23 protein-coding genes and 2 pseudogenes are annotated in these 23,945 nt (G+C 34.0%); 7 read left to right on the plus strand and 18 right to left on the minus strand.

What is annotated here, in order from left to right; all coding sequences use genetic code 11:
- Nucleotides 1-41: 41 nt before the first annotated feature.
- The 5 genes from AAEU33_RS14435 to AAEU33_RS14455 all read right to left on the minus strand — a co-directional run bounded on the left by AAEU33_RS14435 (nt 42) and on the right by AAEU33_RS14455 (nt 5,162).
- Nucleotides 42-971 (minus strand): HlyD family efflux transporter periplasmic adaptor subunit, encoded by a 930-nt coding sequence (locus AAEU33_RS14435; RefSeq protein ID WP_345988285.1) that lies wholly within the window; start codon nt 969-971, stop codon nt 42-44.
- A gap of 15 nt (nt 972-986) precedes the next feature.
- Nucleotides 987-2,273 carry a TolC family protein gene (locus AAEU33_RS14440; protein WP_345988287.1) on the minus strand — a complete coding sequence of 429 codons (1,287 nt, stop codon included), beginning with the start codon at nt 2,271-2,273 and terminating at the stop codon, nt 987-989.
- A 99-nt stretch (nt 2,274-2,372) separates the two neighbouring features.
- Entirely contained in the window at nt 2,373-2,999 is a 627-nt protein-coding gene (locus tag AAEU33_RS14445) for a TetR/AcrR family transcriptional regulator (RefSeq protein WP_172282614.1), read from the minus strand.
- A 146-nt stretch (nt 3,000-3,145) separates the two neighbouring features.
- The gene (locus AAEU33_RS14450) at nt 3,146-4,360 is read right to left on the minus strand and encodes an NAD(P)/FAD-dependent oxidoreductase (protein ID WP_345988289.1); all 1,215 of its coding nucleotides are present in this window, start codon (nt 4,358-4,360) and stop codon (nt 3,146-3,148) included.
- On the minus strand, nt 4,332-5,162 hold the full coding sequence (locus AAEU33_RS14455; protein ID WP_345988291.1) for a helix-turn-helix domain-containing protein: 831 nt from the start codon (nt 5,160-5,162) through the stop codon (nt 4,332-4,334). The genes AAEU33_RS14450 and AAEU33_RS14455 overlap by 29 nt, the downstream gene beginning before the upstream one ends.
- Before the next feature lie 122 nt (nt 5,163-5,284).
- Between AAEU33_RS14455 and AAEU33_RS14460 the strand changes: the two genes are divergently transcribed.
- Nucleotides 5,285-5,563 carry a hypothetical protein gene (locus AAEU33_RS14460; RefSeq protein ID WP_345988293.1) on the plus strand — a complete coding sequence of 93 codons (279 nt, stop codon included), beginning with the start codon at nt 5,285-5,287 and terminating at the stop codon, nt 5,561-5,563.
- 108 nt (nt 5,564-5,671) lie between these two features.
- Here AAEU33_RS14460 and AAEU33_RS14465 read toward each other — a convergent pair whose 3' ends face one another.
- Nucleotides 5,672-6,862 carry an MFS transporter gene (locus tag AAEU33_RS14465; RefSeq protein ID WP_345988295.1) on the minus strand — a complete coding sequence of 397 codons (1,191 nt, stop codon included), beginning with the start codon at nt 6,860-6,862 and terminating at the stop codon, nt 5,672-5,674.
- Nucleotides 6,863-6,949: 87 nt separating this feature from the next.
- On the opposite strand from AAEU33_RS14465, the gene AAEU33_RS14470 reads away from it, so the two are divergent.
- The 6 genes from AAEU33_RS14470 to AAEU33_RS14495 all read left to right on the plus strand — a co-directional run bounded on the left by AAEU33_RS14470 (nt 6,950) and on the right by AAEU33_RS14495 (nt 10,477).
- Nucleotides 6,950-7,798 carry an AraC family transcriptional regulator gene (locus tag AAEU33_RS14470; protein WP_172282620.1) on the plus strand — a complete coding sequence of 283 codons (849 nt, stop codon included), beginning with the start codon at nt 6,950-6,952 and terminating at the stop codon, nt 7,796-7,798.
- A 107-nt stretch (nt 7,799-7,905) separates the two neighbouring features.
- A complete protein-coding gene (locus AAEU33_RS14475) occupies nt 7,906-8,193 on the plus strand; it encodes a DUF6150 family protein (RefSeq protein ID WP_172282622.1) in 288 nt (95 codons plus the stop codon).
- Nucleotides 8,194-8,371: 178 nt separating this feature from the next.
- A complete protein-coding gene (locus tag AAEU33_RS14480; protein ID WP_345988298.1) occupies nt 8,372-8,791 on the plus strand; it encodes a cupin domain-containing protein in 420 nt (139 codons plus the stop codon).
- A 220-nt stretch (nt 8,792-9,011) separates the two neighbouring features.
- Nucleotides 9,012-9,764, plus strand: a complete 753-nt coding sequence (locus AAEU33_RS14485) for an NAD(P)H-binding protein (protein WP_345988300.1) — start codon at nt 9,012-9,014, stop codon at nt 9,762-9,764.
- Nucleotides 9,734-10,192 carry a hypothetical protein gene (locus tag AAEU33_RS14490; RefSeq protein WP_345988302.1) on the plus strand — a complete coding sequence of 153 codons (459 nt, stop codon included), beginning with the start codon at nt 9,734-9,736 and terminating at the stop codon, nt 10,190-10,192. Before AAEU33_RS14485 ends, AAEU33_RS14490 begins: the two co-directional genes overlap by 31 nt.
- A 57-nt stretch (nt 10,193-10,249) precedes the next feature.
- Nucleotides 10,250-10,477: a hypothetical protein gene (locus tag AAEU33_RS14495; RefSeq protein WP_345988304.1), complete on the plus strand. Its 228-nt coding sequence runs from the start codon at nt 10,250-10,252 to the stop codon at nt 10,475-10,477.
- A 92-nt stretch (nt 10,478-10,569) separates the two neighbouring features.
- On the opposite strand, the gene AAEU33_RS14500 is transcribed toward AAEU33_RS14495, so the two are convergent.
- The 12 genes and pseudogenes from AAEU33_RS14500 to AAEU33_RS14555 all read right to left on the minus strand — a co-directional run bounded on the left by AAEU33_RS14500 (nt 10,570) and on the right by AAEU33_RS14555 (nt 23,940).
- Nucleotides 10,570-11,370: a type II CAAX endopeptidase family protein gene (locus AAEU33_RS14500; RefSeq protein WP_345988306.1), complete on the minus strand. Its 801-nt coding sequence runs from the start codon at nt 11,368-11,370 to the stop codon at nt 10,570-10,572.
- 590 nt (nt 11,371-11,960) lie between these two features.
- Nucleotides 11,961-12,227: pseudogene (locus AAEU33_RS14505) on the minus strand (RHS repeat-associated core domain-containing protein); the annotation flags it as partial.
- An 87-nt stretch (nt 12,228-12,314) separates the two neighbouring features.
- Nucleotides 12,315-12,773: a hypothetical protein gene (locus AAEU33_RS14510; protein WP_345988308.1), complete on the minus strand. Its 459-nt coding sequence runs from the start codon at nt 12,771-12,773 to the stop codon at nt 12,315-12,317.
- Nucleotides 12,763-13,470: a hypothetical protein gene (locus tag AAEU33_RS14515; RefSeq protein ID WP_345988309.1), complete on the minus strand. Its 708-nt coding sequence runs from the start codon at nt 13,468-13,470 to the stop codon at nt 12,763-12,765. The genes AAEU33_RS14510 and AAEU33_RS14515 overlap by 11 nt, the downstream gene beginning before the upstream one ends.
- Nucleotides 13,395-13,823, minus strand: coding sequence for a hypothetical protein (locus AAEU33_RS14520; RefSeq protein WP_345988311.1), 429 nt, complete (start codon nt 13,821-13,823; stop codon nt 13,395-13,397). Before AAEU33_RS14520 ends, AAEU33_RS14515 begins: the two co-directional genes overlap by 76 nt.
- Nucleotides 13,824-14,156: 333 nt before the next feature.
- A complete protein-coding gene (locus AAEU33_RS14525) occupies nt 14,157-14,651 on the minus strand; it encodes a hypothetical protein (protein ID WP_345988313.1) in 495 nt (164 codons plus the stop codon).
- Nucleotides 14,648-15,142, minus strand: a complete 495-nt coding sequence (locus AAEU33_RS14530) for a hypothetical protein (protein ID WP_345988315.1) — start codon at nt 15,140-15,142, stop codon at nt 14,648-14,650. Before AAEU33_RS14530 ends, AAEU33_RS14525 begins: the two co-directional genes overlap by 4 nt.
- 2 nt (nt 15,143-15,144) lie before the next feature.
- A pseudogene (locus tag AAEU33_RS14535) lies at nt 15,145-16,071 on the minus strand (RHS repeat-associated core domain-containing protein); the annotation flags it as partial.
- Nucleotides 16,072-16,118: 47 nt separating this feature from the next.
- Nucleotides 16,119-16,739 (minus strand): CPBP family intramembrane glutamic endopeptidase, encoded by a 621-nt coding sequence (locus AAEU33_RS14540; protein ID WP_345988317.1) that lies wholly within the window; start codon nt 16,737-16,739, stop codon nt 16,119-16,121.
- Nucleotides 16,740-16,753: 14 nt separating this feature from the next.
- Nucleotides 16,754-17,206 (minus strand): hypothetical protein, encoded by a 453-nt coding sequence (locus AAEU33_RS14545; protein ID WP_345988319.1) that lies wholly within the window; start codon nt 17,204-17,206, stop codon nt 16,754-16,756.
- Nucleotides 17,206-20,676, minus strand: a complete 3,471-nt coding sequence (locus tag AAEU33_RS14550; protein WP_345988321.1) for a DUF6443 domain-containing protein — start codon at nt 20,674-20,676, stop codon at nt 17,206-17,208. Before AAEU33_RS14550 ends, AAEU33_RS14545 begins: the two co-directional genes overlap by 1 nt.
- A gap of 6 nt (nt 20,677-20,682) precedes the next feature.
- Entirely contained in the window at nt 20,683-23,940 is a 3,258-nt protein-coding gene (locus AAEU33_RS14555) for a hypothetical protein (protein WP_345988323.1), read from the minus strand.
- Nucleotides 23,941-23,945: the final 5 nt, after the last annotated feature.

Below are 23,945 nucleotides of genomic sequence, written 5' to 3' on the forward strand. Positions count from 1 at the left end.
AAAGAGGAAAAAGATTGAACTTTTTAATTTTCCATTTTTAATTAAAAAACTACCTCACCGTACATTCCAATTTTCAAATAACCATCATTCTTTACACGTACTTTTATAGCGTAAACGAGATTGGCTCTTTCGTCCTTAGTCTGAATATTTTTTGGAGAGAATTCGGATTGAGATGAGATCCATTGTATGCTTCCTTTGTATTCCCTGAATCCATTCTTACCCTGATCGATTCTTACTTTTACCTGCTGCCCTATTTTAACCTGAGGAAGCTGGACTCCCGTTATATAAGCCCGTAAATCAAGGGTACTGATATCGGCTATTTTATACAAGGGCTTACCGATCAGCTGCATTTCTCCTTTGAGGGCATAATTAACAAGCACTACTCCATTAACAGGGTTAATGATCTGTCCTTTGTTAATCTGTTCCTGAAACTGGGCCGCTGTTTTCTCCAAAGGAGCTTTTTCACTGAGAATACTTCTGTTTTGGGTATTGACATTGGAGTTATTGACTGATCGTTGCTGGCGGGTGGCTTCAATCTGTTTTCTTAGTTGATCAATGGCGGCATCGATATCGTCGAGCTGTTTCCTTGTAGCAGCATCTGCTTTCAATAAGTTAGCTGTACGTATTCGTTCACGGAGCTGTTGTGCCAGTTGAGCTTCCTGTACAGCAAGCTGCTTTTTGATCAGCATATTCTGCTCATCTGCATTATTGGTTTTTTGGGTTAGGGCTCCAATGCTTGCTTCGGCCTGCTCTTTCTGAAGAGTGGCTACTTTTACATCTATTTGTCCTACTTTACTTCCTGCATGAAGTTGCGATCCTTCCTGAACGGAATAAGAAATCAGCTCACCGTTTTGCTGTGCGGATACAATAACCTCATCGGCTTCAAAGTTTCCTGAAGCGTCAAAATTATCTTTTTGTTGACATGCCGTCAAGAGTAAAGTATAGGCTAAGGGGATGATTATTTTTTTCATTGTAACAATGGATTATTAATTTCCGGTTATGAATTTCTGATTGTATCTGGCCTGTAATAATTGAATCTGATGAAGAACCAGGGTTTGTCTTGCAAGATGTTCAGCATTGAGTTTCTGAATGTATTCGTGGATGGTGATTACTCCGTTATCAAGCTGTGCTTCTGCAGATTGTTTTACAGATTGCCGCAGGGCAATGATGTTTTCATCCTGTGTGATCAGTTGAGTGTATTTTTTTACCTGTTCATCCTGCTGCGTAAGATCCAGTTTTGTGTTCAGAAGGAATGTATCTCTGTCTGCATCCGCAGTTTTTTTGTTTAACTCCAGTATTTCTTTTTTGTTGGATGAGGTATACAAACTGTCAAGAGACCAGCTAAACCTTACTCCTGTAATAAACCACGGACCGAACTTATTCTCAATGATATTAAGTGTAGGCCTTCCATATGCTCCCTGGAAGAATGCACTTACCCTGGGGAGAAAATCGGATTTCAACTGTTTTTTCTGGAGGTCGTAAATGGAGTTTTGTAGATCAAAAGCTTTGAGCTCAGGCCTTCTAATTTCTGTTTGAAAATAATCACTGTGGGGAGTGTCAAGTTTCGTAGAATCTGAAAGTTCTTTTCCAATGAAAATGGAAAGCATCTTAAGATAGGCTTCCCGGTTAGATTTATACTCTGTTGCCATCATATCGATATTGATGATCTCTGCTTTTAGTTCATCCAGATTGCTTCTGTACGCAACACCATATTTTAATGCGGCTTCTGTCTTCTGGATCTGGGTATGAAGGTTGGATTTGTTGAGGTCGTTTTGTTTTAGCTGTGCATCCATAAGCAGGATGGAGAAAAACAGATTATTGACCCTATGCTTTAATGTATAAAGGCTTGTTTCAATGTTTTGTTGCTGTAATTCAGTATTGGCTTTTATCAGTTCCTTCTGATTGTGAGTGGTGCCTCCATCGTACAATACCTGGTCTATCTCTCCCTGAATTTTGTATTGGTCTTTACTGAGTGAAGGAAGTGAGGCATTGATCGGGAGTACTCCCAGTGCATCCGAAAAACTGATGGTTTGAGACTGGTATGTGGCCTGGCCGGAAAAAGAAACCTGGGGAAGATATTTCTTATTGGCGTTTTCAATATTGTAACCGGCTGTTTTTGCAATCATCCCTTTTTTTCTGATTAGCGGGTAATTGTCTTTTGCCAGCTGATAACATTCTTCAAGACTAAGGCTTTGAAGCTGAGATTTAAAAGAAGTTGTGGAGGCACAACCCAGAACGAAAACCAGCAGGTATTTTTGAGCATTTTTGTACATAATCACTCATCGTTTATAGGTTAAAAATCATTTTTTTATTTTTCAATTCTTGTTTAAAATTTCGTTTTAATCATTTGATTAAATTAGGGTCAAAAAAAATTAGCCTGCCGCCATCATGGCTTTTACCCAGATCGGGATAAGCTTTTTACGTTGAATCATTAAGGTATTGAACTCTTTATCGTTCAGTTCACTGCTTCCAATCAACATAGGTTTTGCTATGAAGGGAAATACGGTAAGCCCTAACAGGTTAATTAGAAAATGTAAAGGATTAGGCTCTATAATACTACCCTTTTTCACCGCTTCTTGATGTTGCTTTAAAAAGACAGAAGATTGAATCACTTCTTTTAAAGGGATTTTTTGCAATAGAAGATTAGGATTGTTACGAAGCTCACTGATGATGAATGTCGGAATTTCCGGCTCTTTGATGATCAGGTCGATATACTTCCCTACAACCTCTTCTACTTTCTTTTCGAGAGTTGTTTTCTCTGTATTTAGCACCACTAACAAGCTTTGAAAGAATCCAGCCATAGTTTCGAGCATGATAATCTCAAATAATTTGGCCTTGCTTCTGAAATAATAATTGAGCAATGCCAGGTTGATATCTGCTTCTTCAGCAATATCCCTGGTTCTGGTTGCAGCGAATCCCTTTCTGTAAAATACGATTCGTGCGGCTTCCTTTATTTTTTCTTCCGTTGAGGTATCTATTTTTTTAGATTCTTCTTTCATATTACAATCGTTCTTCTGTTGCAAAGGTAGAAAATATTTTTTAGGTTAAACAAGTAATTTAATCAAATGATTAAATTTGTTTTTTATAAAGATATAACCTGAGTTGCGTCAACCCAGGCTATATCTCTTTATGCAGAAGGTTATTGTTATTCAAAAAGCTGTAGAAAAGAAAAATCGGGATCGCGCATTTCTGCCTCGTTAACGGCTGATTCCTGTTGGGCTCCAGCTGCATACTTTATCATTTTCAGTTCATAATCTTTTATAGCTGCTTCTACAGTTTCAAAACTACCTTCAGTAAGATTTTCAGATAAGGTAAGGGCATCTACCAGGCCAATGTTTACCCCCTGTCCGGCAAAAGGAGGCATCAGATGGGCTGCATCACCGATCAAAGTTATGGGAAGCGGTCTGCTATCTTTCCACTGTTTTAATGGTAATTTTCGGGTTGGTAATCCAACGAAGAAGGAAGTTGCCTGAAATACTTCCTGATAAGGTTTGCCCCAATCCGGTAATCTTTCGGAAAGAAACTGAATTACACTTTCTTTATCCTGAAAGTCCAAAGCATGGCCCTGATCCCATTCTTGAGGTTTTTGTATAATTAAACCATAAGTGAGCGAACCATTGTTATAAGGAGTGGCAACGAATAAGCTTCCTTGGTTTGAAGTCATGAGCCTGCTTCCATCACACAGCCCGTACATTTGAGGAGAATTGATCTCAGGCTGCGGAACATCACCCTGGATAATAAAGCTACCGGTTTCTTCGATTTCGGCATCGGTGACATAGTTTCTAACTTTTGACATTCCTCCGTTGGCAACAATCACTAGATCAGCTGTTGCATCGGGCTGGTTTTCGAATTGTAGCAACCACTTGCCATTATGTTCTGTGAGGTTGGTCAGCTTTCTGTTCCAGATAACGGTATCTGGAGCTAAGCTTTCCAGCAGGATCTTTCTTAGCTGATTTCTGTTGATTTCAGGGTTATCATACCGGTTTTCCGGAGTTGGCTTTCTGATATGTAAAGTATTACCTTGTCGATCGGCAAATATAATTCCCATGGGAATTGCGGTTGTATAGTAGTTTTCAAGCAGTCCGGCCTTTTTAATGGCCTCCTGTCCTGAACCTTTATGAAGATCGAGCGTCCCACCCCATATTCTGGTTTGGGCGTCAAAGTCTCTTTCATAAACGGCTACATTGACTTCTTTTTGCTGAAGTAGTCTGGCCATAGTTAAACCTACAGGTCCGCCACCGATGATCGCTACTTTTTTGTCTTTTAATAAATATTGCATGTCTTTTAATTTGTATGTTAATTTCCATACAAATGTCAGAAATGCAGTAAGCTTAGGATTGTACAAATGCGACAAAATCATTGCTTACCACTCGTTGTCTTTTTTTAGCTTTTTTAGCGAACGCAGCAGGAGTAATACCGGTATACCGTTTAAACTCTCTGCTTAAATGGGATTGGTCCGTATATCCAAGATCAACAGCCAACCCGGCTAGATTAACATCAGGATGCAGCCATAAATGATTTCTGGCCTGCTCAAAACGCATCAGACCCGATACATCCTTAACGGTGTGGCCGGATGATTCTTTAAATTTTCTTTCTAAAGTTCTTACTGTTGCATGAGCCGCTTCAGCGACCTGGCTGACGGGTAAAGTACCTTTGGCCTTTGTCATGGCAACTCCTGCTTTGAATAGCATGCTTTCGGTAGAAACATGTGAACGCAGTGTAAGGAAATATTGTTTTAGCTGATCTATAGCTTCTTCTTTTCTACCTTGCTGAATCAATGCATCCAATGTGGAATGAAGCTGTGCTATTGGGTGTTCAAAAGTATGTACCCCTACTTTACCGGAAGGAAGTTCCAGCAAATCGAAAACCGTCCATGGGAAACATCTTACCGCGATGATCTCCAGCCGGTTGGCCATATGGAAATGAACAGGTTGATTGAGCAGCCCCATCATAAATGGCGAAGGTAACGGATGAAGAATTCCGTTTTGAGCAACGCTGCATTCGCCACTGAAATAAAAAATAATTTCAGCATAGCCATCAGGAGTTACTTCAAAGATGGATTGAACTTCTGTTGAATCCCTTCTGTTGTACCAGAAACATTTTATAGTATCCTGTAACTGTTCCGGGACATCAAATTCCTGATGATACATTTCGGGAGACATAATATGGATGTTGGTATTAAAGCTATATTTAAAAAGTAATACTAAATTAAAAATAAAATGGTCACGATCGGCCATAACCAAAGAAGAAATGTTTTAATTTAATGAATGAAAATTTTAAAAATATGAATGAAAATAAGCAATACGTAACTTATACGGTATCAAAAGACGGGATCCGTACAAAGATTGATGCCGAATCGATTATCATACAGATCGAAGAGGAAGAAATTGAAATCGCCCTGATTCCTCCGCATCCTGTTTGGAAAGGGAAACTGACATTATCCACGGGATCAGCCATTGACGGACGACATGAGGAAAGAGAACCCGGAGTACAATTTGTTATAGAACCCGGAGCATCTAACGTTGTACACATTACGGCAAAGAAACCAGATAAAAGCTTTTAGAACCGATATCAAAAAATAATCTCAATACAATCTTTTTCTGTAGAATATTCAGAATAAAAACTGTATTGAGATGAGGAGAAAAAATTTATTTATTTAGTCAAATAGGATTTATTCGCAAACTGCAGAAGAAATTGTTATTTCTTCTTTTTCCTCAGCTTCTGATTCTATTTCTATTTTTTTCGGAAAAGTAATAAAGCTGATGGCGAGTGTAACTCCCAATAATGCAATGCTGATCCAGACAATTTGATGAATTCCATATTTGGCAATAATTAAACCACCCACAAGAGCTCCTAATGATATCCCGATATTGTAGCAGGAAGTCAGCAGGCTGTTGACAAATTCAAGGGCGCTGTGCGGGACTGCCTGGGTGGTACGGATATTAGGAACCAGGAAGCCTCCGGTGTGTATCATTCCCCAAAGGGAAAGAATCAGAACCATCGCCACAAAAATTCCCCCGAAGTAATAGGCTAATATCTGAACGGCAATCAGAGACACAAAAAACAATCGTACGGTAACAAGTAAATTTCTGTTCAGTGCAATCCCCATAAGCCAGTTCCCCAGAATTCCCATACCTCCGAATAAAAGAAGCATTACACTTATTTCTGCTCCATTCATCCGTGTAATTTTTTCCAGATAAGCAGCCAGATATGTATAGCTTGAAAACATAGCAGCCAATGTAAGAATAGTCGAGATCAGATTGACCCAAAGTTGTGGACTTTTTAATACGTATAATTGATTTTGTGATGTTTTATCTTTACTTGCGGGCATGGACGGAACAAAGAATAATAATCCTAAAAACGCAATCAGGCTCACAAAACTTCCCATATAAAAAGAGGCTTGCCAGTTATTAAAGAAATCCGCTGCATAAGTGGTAAGCGGAACTCCTAAAACGGTAGCCAAACTAAGTCCTGCCATTACCACAGAAACGGCTTTAGCACCACCCTGTTTAAATGCAATTGCCATTGAAATATTCCAGAACAGCGGATGCAAAAAGGCAGGTAGAACCCGTGCTACCATCAACATGGTAAAACTGGTTGAAATAGAAGAAAGAAGATTTGATAATACAAATACACCAAGCACCATACATAATAAAAGCTTACGGTTGATCTTAGTGGTAAATGCAGTGATAAATGGAGATGAAACAGCCACAGTAAGTGCAAAAGCACTTAACAGCCAACCGGCTGTATCTATAGATACATTAAATTCCCTGCTGATGTTGGGTAGAATTCCAATTACCCCAAATTCTGTAGTAATGATTCCAAAAGCTCCCAGAGCCAAAATATAAATCGATCGTTTCATGATGAGTCTTAAAATTATTCCACAAAATTGGACAGATTTTTTTTAATAAATCAGTATATTTTAATGATAATTGAGTAATTTTGCAGGATGAATAAAGAAAATATAGACCGATTGGTAGATGTAGAGTACTGTAAAACAGAAAAGTGCCCCGTAAGGAATCTGCAGTTTTCTTTTTTTCAGATGGTCTATGTTATTTCCGGATCAGGATTTTTAGAAATCAATGATAATAAAGTTACCTACAACAAAGGTAGCCTGATCATGCTCACTCCTAATGACCAGCATTATTTTGAGATTTCTGAGATCTCAGAATTTTTATTTGTTAAGTTCAGTGAGAATTATGTAAGAGAATACAATTGGAAAAGCATAAACTGTATTGAATGCTTATTGTATCATGCTTCACATCTGTCAGGCTGTGTTTTAAAAAACAAGCCGGATGAATTCCTGGTAAAATCAATCGTAGATTCACTTCTGCACAATATGAAGCATAGTGATCTTTATCAGGAGGATCTCACACTTCATTATGTAAACGCATTAATTGTGATTGCAGCAAGAAATATTTCTAAGATGAGGCCCGTCAATGCAACGGTGAATGCAGACAAAAGAATGTTATCGATCATCGGTCACATTCAGACCCATATCTATGACCCACAACAGCTGAAGGCCTCTGTGATCAGTCAGAAATTTGGATTATCTGAAACTTATTTGGGAAGCTATTTTAAGAATCAATGTGGAGAAACCATTCAGAACTATATCTATAACTACAAAATGCGATTGATTGAACACAGGCTGATGTTCAGTGATATGCGGATCAATGAAATCGTGAGCGAGTTTGGTTTTGCGGATGAAAGCCATCTCAATAAGTTTTTCAAAAAGCGCCACAAGATCAGTTTAACCGAATTTAGAAAATCTAAACAGAAGGTTAAAGAAATGGTTTAATAGAAGGAGATATAAAGCATTGTGATCCATTAAATTATAATTTAGTACCTTTAGGCCTACGGAATTGATTCAATACCGAAATATAATAACTCCAAAACACCGAACACATGCCAAGTATTAGTATTAAAAATTTTCAATCTAAAAATGATCTTGTAGTTTATGAAACTGATGTTGAAAGCTCAGCTGATCTACTGGTCTATAAAACAAACTCTAAACTGAAAGCTCTGGAAAATGAAGCGTTCTGGTATATTGAGAAATTGGAGAACAGCTCGGATCGTTCCATTTGTTTTTCCAATTCCAAAGCCGCAGCAGATTTATCAATTCATTATGTGGGTAATGATGCCAGTGCCGGATGGCAGGGCGAACACCCGTTGAAAGGTAAGCTTAAAAGCTGATCCATTTACTGAATCATAGAAATTATATTTTTATAATAGAAAACCACTGTATTGCAGTGGTTTTTTGTTGGGAACAGAATGAATTTTTAGAGCAATATTTCTTAAACCAGTTTAAGCATATATCATGTTTTTATTTCCAGTTTTGCTTTAGTAATAATCAAAGAAAAAACTGGATACAATGAAAAAATCAGCAATCATTCCTATTGCCTTTTGTTTTGCTTTTGTGATGAATGCAAAAGCACAACATTCCGGGGATTCAGCACCTGAAATCCCACCACGTGTTATCTTCAAACAATTCATAGAAACTTCCGGGCTTAAAGAGCAGGAAGTAAAAATGGTTATCGTTAATTTTTCTCCGGGTGAAGTCTCTGCGCCACACCGGCATCCTATTCCTACTTTTGGTTACGTTTTAGAGGGTGAACTGGAATCTACCTTTGATGGTAAAGTATATCATTATAAAGCCGATGATGCCTTTTATGAAAAACCAGACGGACTACATTCAGGAACGAGAAATATGAGCAAAGATAAGCCAGCCAGGCTTCTTGCCTTTTTTGTCGGAGATAAAGGGAAACCATTTTTAGTTCCGGAAAAAAAATAAAGTTTCTCAATCTGCATTCCACTTGTGGAGAAGGACATTTTACAAATTTGATAAGCCTCATTTTTAATTTTTAAAATGAGGTTTTTTATTATTTTATTCTGCTGAGATTATGAATCCCATTTTGTACAAATCTGAATGGTTAGCATTTTCTTAAACCAGTTTAAGCAGATATGGCTTTTTTATTTCCAGTTTTGTTGTATTAATAATCAAAACAAAAAAAATGAAAATTGTAATCATCGGAGGTAGCGGACTTATAGGAAGTCAGCTAACAAATATTCTTAAAAATGAACATGAAGTTATCTCTGCTTCACCAAGTTCCGGCGTTAATACAATTACCGGAGAAGGTCTTGATGAGGCCCTTAAAGAAGCTCATGTAGTAATTGATGTATCGAATTCACCATCATTCGCAGATGATGATGTGATGACCTTTTTCAAAACTTCCACCCATAATTTGTTGTCCGCGACAAAGAAAGCCGGACTGCAGCATTATGTTGCGCTCTCAGTAGTAGGAACAGATAAATTGCAAGAGAGTGGATATTTTAGGGCTAAGCAAACTCAGGAAGATATGATCAGGGAGTCTGGAATACCATTTACCATTGTTCATGCCACACAATTTTTTGAATTTGCGGGAGGGATTGCAACGATAGGAACATCAGACGGAAAAGTATGGCTTTCAGATGCATTTGTTCAGCCTATCGCAAGTGCTGAAGTCGCTGCATTTATGAGTAAAGTCGCAGTTGAAAAACCCGTCAATGAAATGATTGAAATAGGAGGTCCGGATCAAATAAGACTGGATGACTGGATAAAGCAATATATTGTATCAACCGGAAAAGATATTCAGGTTGAAACCGATGCCGCTGCACCCTATTCAGGAGCTATATTGGAAGAAAAGACACTTGTTCCGGAACATCCTGCTTATGTAGGAGTGATCAAATATTCTGAATGGATTGCAAAGCCCGAAAACAGACGTTGATTATCCGGAAGACCTTACATTATCTCAGAAAAGCAGCTATGAACTATCAGAAAAATACCCTGATCACAACTTCCATAGGAAGAAAAGTTGTAATGGCATTAAGCGGTTTATTTCTAATCAGCTTTCTTATTGTACATGCTTCGGTTAATGCGCTTATTTTTTATAATGATCATGGGGAAACATTTGGGATCGGAGCCCATTTTATGGCTACCAATCCTATAATCAGGACGATTGAGGTATTTCTGGTTATTGGATTTATTATTCATATTGTCCAGGGATATATGCTGTGGTATAAGAATAAAAAAGCCAGGCCGGTTGGTTATGCAATAGAAAAAAGGCTGTCAGGAGTTACATGGTATAGTAAAAGCATGACTTTATTAGGGACATTGCTTTTGTTATTCCTGGTTATTCACACCCGAAATTTTTGAATTCCCAATCGAATTCATCAGTTTCAGTCGGGCGAAGAACTTCCCTTGTATCAAATGATGATTGATAAATTCACGAATCCTGTTGAAGTGGTTATATACCTGATTGGATGTTCATCCCTTGCCTGGCATCTGGCCCATGGCTTCCAAAGTGCATTCCGTTCTCTTGGTGGTAATCCCAATAAATTCAATTCCCTGATTCTCAATTTGGGTTATGCTTTTGCCGTTATAATACCATTTACACTGGCGATGATGCCCATTTCGATTTATTTTGGATGGATAAAATAGAGAGAAGTGTGCTCCGGAATATTGATAACAAAATCAACCTGCTATTGAGCGGGTTGATTTTGTTAATAATTAAAATAACCAAATTCATATAATTATTCACCTCCAAAATCTCTCTCCTTCATGAATTTTATTTTCTTATTAAACAAAAAAAATCCGTAATAACTTATTATAACTCCCAAAAATATTATTACCCAATAATTAAATGAAAATCGATGTTTAAAAATCATAGTAGTAATATCAGGCAAGTAATAATTAGTAGAATACGCAACAAAATTAAGAATTGAATGAAAAACTATAGTATATTCTATCTTTCTGGATTTAAGAAAAATATAGCCTAAAAATACTCCCATTATTAATGCTGGGATGATGTCTGCCATATTCATATGAAATAACGAGAATAAAATACTTGAGATAATAATAGAGTAAGTTGCAGAATACTTAGTATTAAGTTCTTTTAAAATAAACTCCCTAAAGAACAACTCTTCAACAATAGGAGCAATTATACATCCTTTTATTAATCTCAATATATAATAAAAAATAGGGATATGATATACGAAGTTATTTTCCTTAATATCTGGTCTAAAAATTAAATCATATAAATCAACGAAAGGTTCCTCGATAATTAAGCAGGATAATACCAATATTGATAAAGGTAATAAAATACTTTTCTCATTTTTACGAAAATTAAGCTTTAAATTATAAACTTGAAAATAAAGTTTTTTAACTATTAAGAAAGAAATAACTTGAGATAGTATATTTATAAAAATCCAATAATATTCATAAAAATCTTTAGAAAATGTGATGAAATATTTTGGTAATATTAAAACTGAATAGATAATAGAACTTATACCACAAAAAACAAGGGTGATCCAAAATGCCTTCCAAATATTCATTCTGTAATGAGTATATATTGCTGATTAAAAATAATAACTTAAAGAAATAAGAGATTTATAATTGTTTACTATTCATTAAGAAATAAGAATTACTTTTACTTTCATATCAATGTTATTTATCGCAAATTTACATAATATCCCCACTACAGCACTAAATCCTTTCGTGTGATTAAAAATCATAAATCAAACATCTTAAAAATGACCATATCATCCAAAAGTCCTTTTTCATCGGAATAGTTAACAGTACTGCTGTATTTATGATCTTCTCCTCGAAAAACTAAGCCTGCTTCAACCGGATTTTGATGAGTATAGTTAATTTTTTGGTTTATAACCTTATTACTGCTTACTACAGTAAAGCCTATAAAATATAACCTTCCTTATTATTATGAAATTTATAATTTCTACTCATCACTATATGTTTTAAGTAAAGATAGAACATGAGATCGTTTATTGAAAGAAATGAGATAAAATGCTAAACGAAAGGATTCGTGCAGCAGCGGGGGAACTTTGCTTATTATTTAAATATAGTATTTTCTCTTACAAAAGCTATATCTGCAGAATTTGTGATAACATACACATCTCCATCATCTTTAGATTTTTGCATTTGCATTTAATGCATTTATATTTGCATCATAGACATAATTTCCTTGTTTATCTTTATACCAATCTTTATTTTCTCTTCTATCCGGATCAATAAATCTTATCGGATTATTATAAGCATAGGTATAGGTGCTCCATCTTCTAGAAGTTTCCGCCAGCGGATCCACGACGCCCCATCTCCCAATATCCGGCATATACATTCTCGCTCCATAATCATACATACCCGTCTCCTGCAACTCCTTTCCGTTGTACTTATATTGATACGTAAAATTCCCACTTAAATTATTATACCGCTCATGCTTTAATAATTATCTTCTTCTATTGTTACGTCAGATTTACTATCATTATTCTTCTATTAGTAATTTTGGAAAATCATAATAATGAATGTATACTGTTTGAGATTTTTCATTATGGCAAATTGTTATATAATCATATCCTGGTTTCTGGGATATTGAAAAGGAAATTCCGTTAGATAATTCTATATTAATTTTCCCTAGACTTTTTGAAAAATTAACAATACTCTGTCCATAATGAATTTTATCAGCTTTAGGAAATTCTTTTACATAAGTATTATTAATATTAACCTTTTTATTAAAAAAACAATTATATTGAAACATTAAAGCGATCTCATCTGTTTTTTTAGAAATCATTTTTTTCGCATCAGTAATATATTCATCAATCTCATTCTTCTTTTCTAAAGGTAAATCTTCGTATTTAGTAGAACTAATAATTTTTTTTGTTTGACAAGAAGCTAAACTGAATATTATAATAGTTACAAAATATAATAATTTATTAATTTTCATTTGTATTAGGAATTAATTTTTGTTGTTCTTTTTCTTTTCTTTCTCTATTTTCATTAGTTATTTTGACATAATTTCTAATATCTGTTGTTTGAGAAGTTGTTAGATTAGTTCCGCTAGTATCTTGTAAAGTATCCGTAGTATTTGCTCCTGAGTTCATCAGATTTTTTTTGTTCTCTTTTGTATTCGATACTTTACTTGTTTCATCAAATATATGTGGTAAACTTGCTTTGTGCCCCAATTCATGGGATAATGTTCTTGGGCTATCTTTTGACACTACACTTCCATCATATACATTACCATCCATTTCAGTTTGACCATTTATAAGTATGATTCCATCAGAAGTATTTTCTATTATTGGTTTAGTTAATTCAATAGTAAACTTTGCATTAGGATCTTCAATAATATTTACAGTTAATCCATTTTGACTTAATATACCACCTGCATCACTCAAAAGAGTTTTACTATAATCACGACCTAATTTATTATCAATTTTCACTTTCCATTCAATTGTATTTTCATTGATTAGCACTGCCTCAAGTCCTTCTAGTTCTCTTGCATCTATAACTCTATTTTCAGAGAAATTGTAATGCGATTGATAAGCATATTTTTCAGAAAGTGGATCTATATTGAAAAACCGCCCCATTGTAGGGTCATAATTTCTCCGTTTAAAACTATACCATCCCGTCTCCTGTTGCAATTCCTTACCATTATTCTTTTTAATATAGAATCAGCTTGCCTACCAAATTTCACACCATCAGTATTAAATCTATTAATCATTGAATCCTTTTGACTTCTTGAGATATTAGTTTTATAAACATCTTGAGTTTTAACACCAACACCGGTTATTCCGCCGCCGTTTCCTTTATAAATATTAATACCAACTGCTTGAGTACCAGAATGACTAAACGTATTCGGTTCTCCAATAAATCTAATTGGGTTATTGTAGGTATAAGTATAGGTGCTAAATCTTCTCGAAGTTTCTGCAAGAGCATCAAGCACTCCCCATCTGCCTAAATTCGGCATATACATTCTTGCCCCATAATCGTACATACCGTCTCTTGCAATTCCCTTCCATTGTATTTGTACTAATAGAATAGAAAGCTCCAGTTAATCCATTTATTTGATTTATCCAATAAAAACACTAAACAAATTATAAATAAAATGGATCAATATAGGATATAATAAGTTTCTTTCTTTGATGTATACAATAAATGATACCATAGCAGTAAGCTGATGCCAAATCGATACTCATTCACAATTAAATTATTTAGGATTAAAAATTTCTATATGATATATTTTTTTAATTAAAAATATGAGAAGACATAAAAGAATATTTACTCTTTATTAATTCTACAATAAATACGTCATCTCATTTTCCTCAGTTTAAAATTTTTTCTTATTTCTAATTATTGTTTTGTTAACATAGGACGAATCACCAATTATTTTAAATATCAAATCGTCATTAATACTTTCATCTTCATTATAACCCGTATGACGGCCAAATCTTAAAAGACTTTTAAAAGCGATCTGTGGACTAATATTTTTTTTAAATCTTAGGGGGCCTTTATATCCGAGTTTTCCATTATCAAGAAAAAGTACATGAGTACCATAAAAATATTTTCCTTTAGAGCTATCAATAGTAATATAATGTTGTTTTTGATCATAGTAATAAATTGTGTCAATAAATTGATCTTGTTTAAATTTTAGTTTCATCATTAATTTACCATCTTTTGCATAATCATAAATTGTTATAATGTCTCCTTTGGTAGTATACATTTGTTTCAACCTATTGTCAGGACTAAAAACTTTTTTATAATTCTCTTTTTTTGTACACCCAATTAAAAGTAATAGTATATAACTTAATAGTATATTTCTCATTTCATTAAAGTTTGATCATATATTTTTTCATTTATAATCACTGATGAATCATTGATAATTTTATAATATGTTTCCCTTGCTAATTTACCTTCAGGATTATAAAGAGTTTCTTTTCCAAATAATTTTGAACTTCCTAAAATACTATCTAAATCTTTTCCTTTTCTAAATCTTAAAGGTGAAATTTTTGAAATATTTCCTGTTGAATAATGTGAGATGTAAGAACCATAAAAATATTTATAATCTGAGCTATCCACTTTTATAAAATAATCATCTTGGTCATATACAAAAATAGTGTCTATTAACTGATTATTTTTAAACTTTGCGACAAGTACTAGATTTCCCTTTGTATTATATCTATTTATAAAAAAAATGTCATTTTTCCACGTATTTATATATTTAGGTTTTCCATTGGAATAATATATTCTTTCCTCTTTTTTACATGAAAAGAATAATAAGAAGATTGATGAATAAAAAGCTGCAAATGGTCTCATATTTATTTTTTTTGTAGCATTGAATCTAATAGGGAATTGACTCTTTGATGTGCTTGCTTAGAAAAATAAGCACTGTCATTTTTGTTTTTATTTTTTACAGAATCATATTGGGTACGAGTTAGAAAAGGAATATATTTGCTTTCTCCAGTTACTCTTGCGCCAATTGTTCTATTATCAATTTTAATATCTTCAATCCCTGTGAAAGTATTACCATAAAAACTCATACTTTTTTGATCTTGTTTAATTCCTTTTATTGGATCTATCATACCAAAGGCCTGTACTTGAAGCCCTAAAGATGCTTCTAGTCTATTCATGAGAGGATTAAATTGACCAATTGTCAATGAAGAAAGCATGCCTCCTCCAAAACCTTGCAAATCGACTACCTTATCTATATCTGATCTGAAAAATGGACTGTTCTGACCTATTCCGCTTCCTCCAGCATTAGAGTAATAATCTCCTCCTGTATTTCCTAAACGAGAAATATCTCTTTCCCATTGAAGGCCACTAGAGACAGTTCCTCCGAGTGTCTCATTTGAAAAATTTACCATGGCTGTTGACAAATTATCCGGCATATATTCCGCTGTTCCGCCGGCATTGAGCCTTACATAACCTGCTTCTCCATTAGCTCCAATCTTAGCATTTGAAACTACCGAACCATTTTTAGCAAATGCATCTGCTCCGGCTGCTGTTGCCTGAGCAGCTGTTGTAATATTTGCATCATAAGTCCATTGATTATCTTTCTTAATCCAGTCTGTTCCTTGTCTTCCGTCCGGATCAATAAACCTAATTGGGTTATTCATAGCATAGTTGTAGGGTGACCATCTTCTAAATTCTTCACTCAATGGATCGGGGCTAAACCATCTTCCTAAGTCTGGCATATACATCCTTGCTCCATAATCATAGAAACCTGTCTCCTGAAGCTCCTTGCCATTGTACTTGTACTAATAGAAAGCTCCAGTTAATCCATTTATTTGGTTTATCCAATAAAAACACTAAACAAATTGTAAATAAAATGGATCAATATGGGATATAATAAGTTTCTTTCTTTGGTGTATACAATAGAACAGATTATACCTAATAAAAATGTAACAATAACCTGAGGCCAATTAGGTAAATGAACTAAACTAAAAAATAATGACGTAAAAAATATAATCCAATTTTTTGGCACTTCTTTTTTTAAAAGGTATTCTATTGGAATAACTCTAAAGATTATTTCCTCTGCAATAGGTCCTATCAATACAACACTTAATACATTTGATAAGAGAAATGAGTCAGGTGATTTTAAATAGAAGCTACCACCATAAATTTTTATAAAAATAAACTTAGATAAAATTGAAAATAGAATTCCCATCAAGAAATGTAATCCAATTTTTTTTCTAGAAAAGTTTAATTTACTTATATATTGCTTTGTATGCTCTCTGAGTACAATAAATAAAACTACGAGTATTAAAATGTTAGCAAAAGCTACTTTCCAATCATATTCTATAAGTCTAAGATTTTTATTTAGCCCGAATAAAACTATAAAAACACCTCCTGTTATTTCTTGAATTAAAAGATATAATAATAGATATAAAATATATTTACTGTTTTTTCTCAAACAAACTCATTTTGTTATTTATCCCAACTTATATGGTTTTTTAATGGAGCAGCATTAAATATCTTATTATATCCAACAGGCTTATAAAACATTAAAGTTATTATTAAAGGTTTTTTTAAATTATTACTATCATTTTCTTTTTTAATTATGTATTGAACATATTTCTGTTTATTTTCAGCAAACATAACAGTAGTATCTTTAATTTTTATGTTTTTTACTAGAATATCATTGGGATTTATTTTATCATAGTTTTTACGAAGAAAATAAAAGTCAGCCTGAATACCACCAAAAAAAGTCTCACTATCATCAAAAAGATTTTTATAGCTTTCTGAATCATCATCTTTTATGGTTTTCCAAAATTTTTGAACTGTTGTTTTAATTTGCTCTTCATCCTTTTTATTTTGGTTTACACAACAACTTATATTCAATAAGAATAGTATTCCTAAAATGTATTTAATTGTTTTCATTATTGAGGTATATTTCTATTTTTTGCTGTCAACTGTTCATCAAGTGGTTGAATAGGAATGCCATTTGATCTCATAATTTCTGTCCCGTTCTGGATGATTAAAGAGTTTGGCATTAATCCGGCATCAGGATCAGGTAATGTTCCATCAAATATATAGTTTATTACATCATTTCTCGTTTGTGAGCTCATATTAATTCCACTTTGGTCAACATAATTAATAGCATCGTTCATTCTCATTGCTTGACCTTCGATTGCTTTAACATCCTTTGTTGCTTGTACATAATCGTTTGTACTTTTAATAGCATCAGGAACACTTGCTCCCAATTTCACTAATTTAACAATCTCTTTTACTCCACTGCTTGCTGAGATTGCTTGGTCCGCTCGGTATTGCTTAATATTCCACATTTCCGAACCTGTTTTAGTAGTTTTAAAGCTCTGGCGAACTTTATTAGATATTTTATCTCTTGTATTCTGCATTTGTACAGCATCAGGTACTGGGCCGCTATATTTATAAGAATTAAGCCTTAGACCCGTACTGCCTGAACTAAATCTTGCTTCATCAGGATTATATCCAGCTGTTGATAATCCAATATCTCCTGCTGTAAATGTTGCCTGACCGCTACTATTCGTTTGAGAAACTGGTGCTCTTTTCACTTTCATCGCATTGCCATTAATGGCGAAAAATCCTGTATGGTTTTTCAATAATTCCAACCCTTCCAGCTCTACACCCATTCCCATTTTATTCTCTTGGAAAGCATAGGTAGAATTATATGGATATTTTTCAGCCAAAGGATCAATATTAAAGAATCTTCCCATTGTTGGATCGTAATTTCTCCACTTGAAATTGTACCATCCCGTCTCTTGTTGCAATTCTTGCCCTTGATACTTATATTGATAAGCTAGATTTCCCGCAAGACTATTATATCCCTCGTGTTTTAATCCAAAAGGATAATAATTGTTTTCCTCAATAATTTCTGTTCCGGATCCGGATTTGGTATAACTTAATCTCACATTCCCTAGATGATCGGTGTAGTTGTAAATATACTTATTTTTTACAAAATCATAATATCCCTCGCTAGTTGGGATAAACTGTAACTTAATAGAGGATGGATTGTTAAAAGCAACTATAGGTGCATATTGGAATCCATCCAAATAATCTGTAACTATTTCCATTGTTTCATATCCCACAGCACCAACAAATTTTTGTGTATATTTTTTACGAGTCTTTGTACCGTCCGCTCTGTAGGTATAGTAAATTTGATAAGGTTCGACTACTATGGTGTTGCTTGTAATTACTTCATTAGGAAGATTTAAAAAGTTATATTTTATCTCATTTATTCCTTTATCTTTATGCTTTGTCATATTCCCATTATTATCATAATCAATTACATTTGGAGTTGCAAAATAAGGATATCCTGATGAATTTTTAGAAGCGTCTTCTACTTTAAATAATCTGTTCCCAATGTACGAATACTTTAGATTATCTATCTGCATGGCTAAGCCATTGGTTGTGTTTTTTGTATTTCTGTATAATCGTGTAATATTTCCATTTAAATCATATTCCAAAGATTCCCCGAAATGATTTTCCTGTGGGACTGTTCCATTAGGCTCAGAATAATGCCCATAATTAAGCCTGTTTAAATTATCATAACTATAAGAATATCGTCTTAATACGTTATCTACAGAAGTTTTCCAGTCCACTTCTGCAATATTTCCATTGTATCTTGAAATAGCAAATAATGTATTAACTGGATTATTATACCTAATCTCATACCCAAAAAGTTTTCCATTGAGGTTTGAAAGATCATTAATCTGGGTCATCCAACCGCGGATGTTGTATTTATAATCTACCTGCTGAAGCGGGGTGCTTACAGTAGCTCCTCCTATCTTCTTACTTTCCAGCTGGGAAAGTTCATTGTAGGTATTTTGGCTCAGATATTCAATAGGGCCGCCATTAACCTGGTGGGTATGTGTGAGAAGCCTGTCATTACTATCATAAGTAAAAAACTCCCGGGTGGATGTCTCCGCATCTGTTTTTAATCTTTTATGCCTTGTGGCAGTTTGCTTAACAAGCCCGGCAAAGCTAAGCTGGTAGCTCGTTCTTGTATATCCATCCAGGTGGTTGATCGAGTGGGTACTTATGAGTCTTCCTTTGGTATCATAATAATTATAGTTCTTTGTCCAGTTATCATCTTCAATGTTTTTTATAAAGGTCATTACCGGAAGACCTTTTGTACTTATATTATTTCCTGAAGAATTATCTGTTAGGACGGGTTGGGCAAAAATATCAGCAGAGAAGGACGGGTTAAAACTATATGCGGGATAAGTATCATAGTAATTTACACTTAGCAACTTAAAATTCGATTGAGGATAAGTAGAATTAGTATAATAAATATCCATTCCACTATTATTAAAACTTGAAGAGCTTCGTACTTCATTAAAAGAACTGAAACCATCAACCGTTGCAGCTTGTGCGGACCTTCCTGAATAGCTGTCTAAAATACCTGTATACACAGGCCGTGAAAACTGATCATATTTAGTAAAAAGCCATTGTCCTTTTGCTTCTAAATTAGCATCTCTTGTTAAAACGACCCGATCTGCCTTATCATATACCATAAATTCCCAACCTTTGCCTGGTAGTTTTTTCTCAACCAGCCTGTTTTTTCCATCATATCGATATTGATAACAGAAATTATTTAATGCGGTATCATCTGGTGTGGCAGGGGAACCCGGTGGAATAACAAATACTAACTGGTCATACTCATTATACACATAATAAGTATCTGCATTTTCAGTAGAGCTAATGACTTTTCTAACCAGCACAACTTGTCCCCTTCCATTTTTGAATTCTATGGTTTTATTTCCATCTTCATCATTAACTGTATTTTTATAGAGGGTATTCGGTAAAAAATACTCAAGCAACTCAATCTTAGTGACTGTCATTTTTCCTATAGGATCCCATGTCGTTGTAGGTTTATATTTTCTAACATAATCCTCATGGACGTTGGCATCATATTGAAACTTTACAGGTTTATCACTCCAGGCTGTCCCTACTTGTTTTTGTTCTAGTAGCCTGTCCAAAGGAGAATTTTCTAATGTCTTTTCAGCATAGATCTTTTCCTGTCCATAAATCCCTACCTGAATAGAATTATTTAAAGGATTAGGAACAATGGCGCCATTGAGTGTCTTATCCTGGGGAACCGGTAGATAATCTTTTACCTGTCTTCCAAATCCATCGTATTCGATTTGGGTTACTACATCCCTTCTTTTAGGTGATGCTTTTATATTCACAACCTGCTTAGGTCTTCCCAATCCATCAAAATACTCCACGGTTTCTGAAATTCTTGCGGGTTGGTTACTGGCACTGTATTCTAAATATGTTTTAGAATACACATAATTTTCTGTTGGAGAAAGCTGTGCATGAGCTATTCCTGCCATTAGTACTCCAATAGGAATAATTATCTTTTTCATCGTGTGTTAGTTTTTGTAATTGTATTTGAATTCTTTAACCGTCTTGTATGTTATATTTCCGGAGCTGTCCACTTCCTGTTGGCGGATCTCTTTCAATCTGTTGGCAGTATCGTAGATATACACCTCTCTGATCCCTGATGGTGGAGTAATACTGGTTACTCCGATTAAAGGATCATAAGTATACGTGGAAACCTGGTAGGAAGATGTGCCTGTATTTTTTCTGAAGGTATCCAGGGCCGTCATCAATAAATTTTCTTTTGCAGGATCGGAAGCATCTTCATTAGAAGCATTTACAATAGCTGTAATCTGTGATTGTGGAATGTCAGATAATTTTGCACCTTCAATTTTTGCAATAGGCTGTGTCTGGTTATATCCCCAGATGATTGTTGTGGGAATACCTGCTTTGGTAGTGTATTGCTGGATATTTCCTTTAGAATCATACTGATCATAAGTGATTTCTGTAATGCCCGAAGAAAGGTTTGAAATATCATAAGATAGCATGGATGTGGGTACTGTTAATCCTTGTGTTTTAGTATCAGCATCTGCCTGAGTTTTTGGATAAATCGTTTCCACTTTGGATATAATTTTAGTATTATTTCCAATGGTTTTACTCGTAATCGTTTCCAGCGGAATACCTATCATATTTTTATCTATCATCAATTGATTGTTTTTTTCATAAGCGTAGCCTAAACTTACTTCAATTGTCAGGTCAGAGAGTGTGTTTTTCTGTCTAACAGGATTTAAGTGGTTATATAAATTATCATAGTAATAATCTGTAATTTCATTTATTTCTTTGTCACCGAGATAATTAGTTACTTTAGTCTGTGTGTTTTTCATCCAGGCTGAAGTTATTTCATAGCGGTTTGTTTCAAAAACAGGAGTATATGAAATTGGAATATTATTCACATAAAGACTAGCATATATTCCTATGATATTTATTTGATATGGTCTTATTACTAGTTGTGGAAATTGGCCTACATAATCAGCGGACTTCTGATTAAAAAAACTATCCGAACTGTAATTGTTCTCTATTCTTCTTACAATTTTATTATTAGTGTCAAAAATTTCTTTTTTAATTAAAAGGCCTCTGGCAAACTGGTTATTAACAAAAGTAAGATAGGGTACTTTGCTATTATATGCATTTGTAGATCCTATATTATAATAGCTATCTTCCGTTTTCCATTTTTCATTATTGTTTACATTTATTCTTTCTGTAATAACCTTATTGTACACTACTGGTTTTCCGTTTATTGTCGCTAGATTGAAGTTTCCTGAATTACTGACAATAAGTTTTTCGCAGTAATTTCCATTATAATCATCAGGAGACTTTACTGAATAAAAATAGTTGAGAGGATCTCCCATAAATACTCCTGTGGAAATATTATTTTTATCAGTATATATATACCTTTCTTCTATAATATTGTTATTAAAATTTTCTTGTTTGGTAATTTTTTTAACGCGAATTCCTCCAACCGATTTGTTATATTTTTTATTTTCTGAGGTAACTTCATACCATTCTACCATCAGACAAGGAAGAGGCTTTGTAGTATCTAGATTTTCACTTCCTTGCTTGCGAAATCTGATTTTGTATAAGCTTTTCTTTTCTATAAAATACTCATACTCTTTACTGATTAAGAATTGTTTTAAAATATTATTATTTTGGTCAAGGAGTTCAGCTACAACATATGATCCTATAGGAAGACTTCCTGATCCATCATCATTAGGACTATATGGACTAGTGAAGGTAAATTTGAACTTTATATTGGCGCGAGTTGAATTTACTGTGAATTCTCTTCCTCCAATTGTTCCGTTTCCGCATTCCATAAACCCTTGACGTGAAACATTGATTTCTGGTCCTTCAAAATTAAAGTCATCCAATTCATAATCAAGTTTCATTTTACCCCCAGTGGGATATATAATTTCTTTTAAGCTTCCAGAAACAGCATAGGTGATATTGGGTTTTTTATCGTCCCCTAATCCATATACTTCATCTTCCATTGTAAAATAGGGAATTCCTGCATTATTTGTTTTTCCATTAGAATATCCCAAATAGTCGGTAGCATCAGATAACCTGTTAGGAAGAGGATTCTCCTCATAATATGTTAGTTTAAAAGAAGAGTTATCAACGGTATTTTTTACTTCATTTAATTTTAATCTTTTTGTTATTGAATTTGTATGATTGGGGTAGCCATTAATATTTTTAGTATCAGAGGTGGTGAAATAGCTTTTATTAAGAAAATAATTATAAATTAACTTATTTGCTTTATCATAAGTTGAAATTTTTTCTAATGAAAGTCCGTTTAAAAGGTCTTCTCTACTATTATTATAAGTGAATAGTACGGAGCCTTCGGGATAGATAATTTTAGTGAGGTAATTTTCGGACATTACTTCTGTTAAAGATGCATACTCGTTATATTCAGAGCTTTTACTTTGTATACATGATACCGGATAGGAGAATCCCTTGTAGTAATTGCTTAAATATTGATATGGAGTATTTATTGATGAGTATTCAAATACGATTTCTTTTCCAGTATTAAGAATAATTTTCTTTATAATAAAATCGGTAGTTATAATATCATCATTAGAAGGAATTTGTCCTCCAGTTGTTCTCATTTGGTTACCCTCTGAAAAAAAATATTTGTTACCATTATTATCAGTCAATGTAAAATAATCCTCTATTTTTATATCAGTTTCTGGTATTTTTATAATTTTTCCTGTACTATCAAAATAAAAGTCTCCTGAACTACCTTTTACGGAATAAGAATAGATATCTGGCTGGGTATCCTTTTTATTATCTTTGAGTGGATTTTCTGGACCAAAAGAATTAAATCCTGTTATTATTGTCGCAAAATTCTGGTCACCGGAGTTTGTATTGGGTTCAAAGCCTCCATCCACCTGATTAATATTAGGAATTGCTCCCTTATCTTGATTTCCAAATATTTGTTTGGAAAGAATAATATCTCCAATAGACAAACTCCACCCAAGCCCTATTTTAGAAGCAACTTCTTTCACTTTTATACCCGATGTATGATATTTTAGGGAAATAGGAAGAGTGTAATCTCCCTCTTGGATTGTATAAATGGGAATTATAATACTTGTAGTGCCTGTATGGGTGCTAGGAGGAATATCTGTAAATTTAGATAGTTGGCTTGCGTCAGGAGACTTAATTGTTAAATTGTACTTATTTGGTGCTACCTGATAATTTTGGCCCCATATCCAGGAGTTTAGAAATAAGGATATTAATAAAATTTTATTTTTCATCATATTAA

The organism is Chryseobacterium sp. Chry.R1, assembly GCF_039645525.1.
Lineage (GTDB): Bacteria > Bacteroidota > Bacteroidia > Flavobacteriales > Weeksellaceae > Chryseobacterium > Chryseobacterium proteolyticum.

What these genes read in the sequence shown, in the direction of transcription:
- AAEU33_RS14435 (WP_345988285.1), bottom strand. Translation starts at nt 971, where the DNA reads ATGAAAAAAATAATCATCCCCTTAGCCTATACTTTACTCTTGACGGCA.
- AAEU33_RS14440 (WP_345988287.1), bottom strand. Translation starts at nt 2,273, where the DNA reads ATGTACAAAAATGCTCAAAAATACCTGCTGGTTTTCGTTCTGGGTTGT.
- AAEU33_RS14445 (WP_172282614.1), bottom strand. Translation starts at nt 2,999, where the DNA reads ATGAAAGAAGAATCTAAAAAAATAGATACCTCAACGGAAGAAAAAATA.
- AAEU33_RS14450 (WP_345988289.1), bottom strand. Translation starts at nt 4,360, where the DNA reads ATGATTTTGTCGCATTTGTACAATCCTAAGCTTACTGCATTTCTGACA.
- AAEU33_RS14455 (WP_345988291.1), bottom strand. Translation starts at nt 5,162, where the DNA reads ATGTCTCCCGAAATGTATCATCAGGAATTTGATGTCCCGGAACAGTTA.
- AAEU33_RS14460 (WP_345988293.1), top strand. Translation starts at nt 5,285, where the DNA reads ATGAATGAAAATAAGCAATACGTAACTTATACGGTATCAAAAGACGGG.
- AAEU33_RS14465 (WP_345988295.1), bottom strand. Translation starts at nt 6,862, where the DNA reads ATGAAACGATCGATTTATATTTTGGCTCTGGGAGCTTTTGGAATCATT.
- AAEU33_RS14470 (WP_172282620.1), top strand. Translation starts at nt 6,950, where the DNA reads ATGAATAAAGAAAATATAGACCGATTGGTAGATGTAGAGTACTGTAAA.
- AAEU33_RS14475 (WP_172282622.1), top strand. Translation starts at nt 7,906, where the DNA reads ATGCCAAGTATTAGTATTAAAAATTTTCAATCTAAAAATGATCTTGTA.
- AAEU33_RS14480 (WP_345988298.1), top strand. Translation starts at nt 8,372, where the DNA reads ATGAAAAAATCAGCAATCATTCCTATTGCCTTTTGTTTTGCTTTTGTG.
- AAEU33_RS14485 (WP_345988300.1), top strand. Translation starts at nt 9,012, where the DNA reads ATGAAAATTGTAATCATCGGAGGTAGCGGACTTATAGGAAGTCAGCTA.
- AAEU33_RS14490 (WP_345988302.1), top strand. Translation starts at nt 9,734, where the DNA reads ATGGATTGCAAAGCCCGAAAACAGACGTTGATTATCCGGAAGACCTTA.
- AAEU33_RS14495 (WP_345988304.1), top strand. Translation starts at nt 10,250, where the DNA reads ATGATTGATAAATTCACGAATCCTGTTGAAGTGGTTATATACCTGATT.
- AAEU33_RS14500 (WP_345988306.1), bottom strand. Translation starts at nt 11,370, where the DNA reads ATGAATATTTGGAAGGCATTTTGGATCACCCTTGTTTTTTGTGGTATA.
- AAEU33_RS14510 (WP_345988308.1), bottom strand. Translation starts at nt 12,773, where the DNA reads ATGAAAATTAATAAATTATTATATTTTGTAACTATTATAATATTCAGT.
- AAEU33_RS14520 (WP_345988311.1), bottom strand. Translation starts at nt 13,823, where the DNA reads ATGTACGATTATGGGGCAAGAATGTATATGCCGAATTTAGGCAGATGG.
- AAEU33_RS14525 (WP_345988313.1), bottom strand. Translation starts at nt 14,651, where the DNA reads ATGAGAAATATACTATTAAGTTATATACTATTACTTTTAATTGGGTGT.
- AAEU33_RS14530 (WP_345988315.1), bottom strand. Translation starts at nt 15,142, where the DNA reads ATGAGACCATTTGCAGCTTTTTATTCATCAATCTTCTTATTATTCTTT.
- AAEU33_RS14545 (WP_345988319.1), bottom strand. Translation starts at nt 17,206, where the DNA reads ATGAAAACAATTAAATACATTTTAGGAATACTATTCTTATTGAATATA.
- AAEU33_RS14550 (WP_345988321.1), bottom strand. Translation starts at nt 20,676, where the DNA reads ATGAAAAAGATAATTATTCCTATTGGAGTACTAATGGCAGGAATAGCT.
- AAEU33_RS14555 (WP_345988323.1), bottom strand. Translation starts at nt 23,940, where the DNA reads ATGATGAAAAATAAAATTTTATTAATATCCTTATTTCTAAACTCCTGG.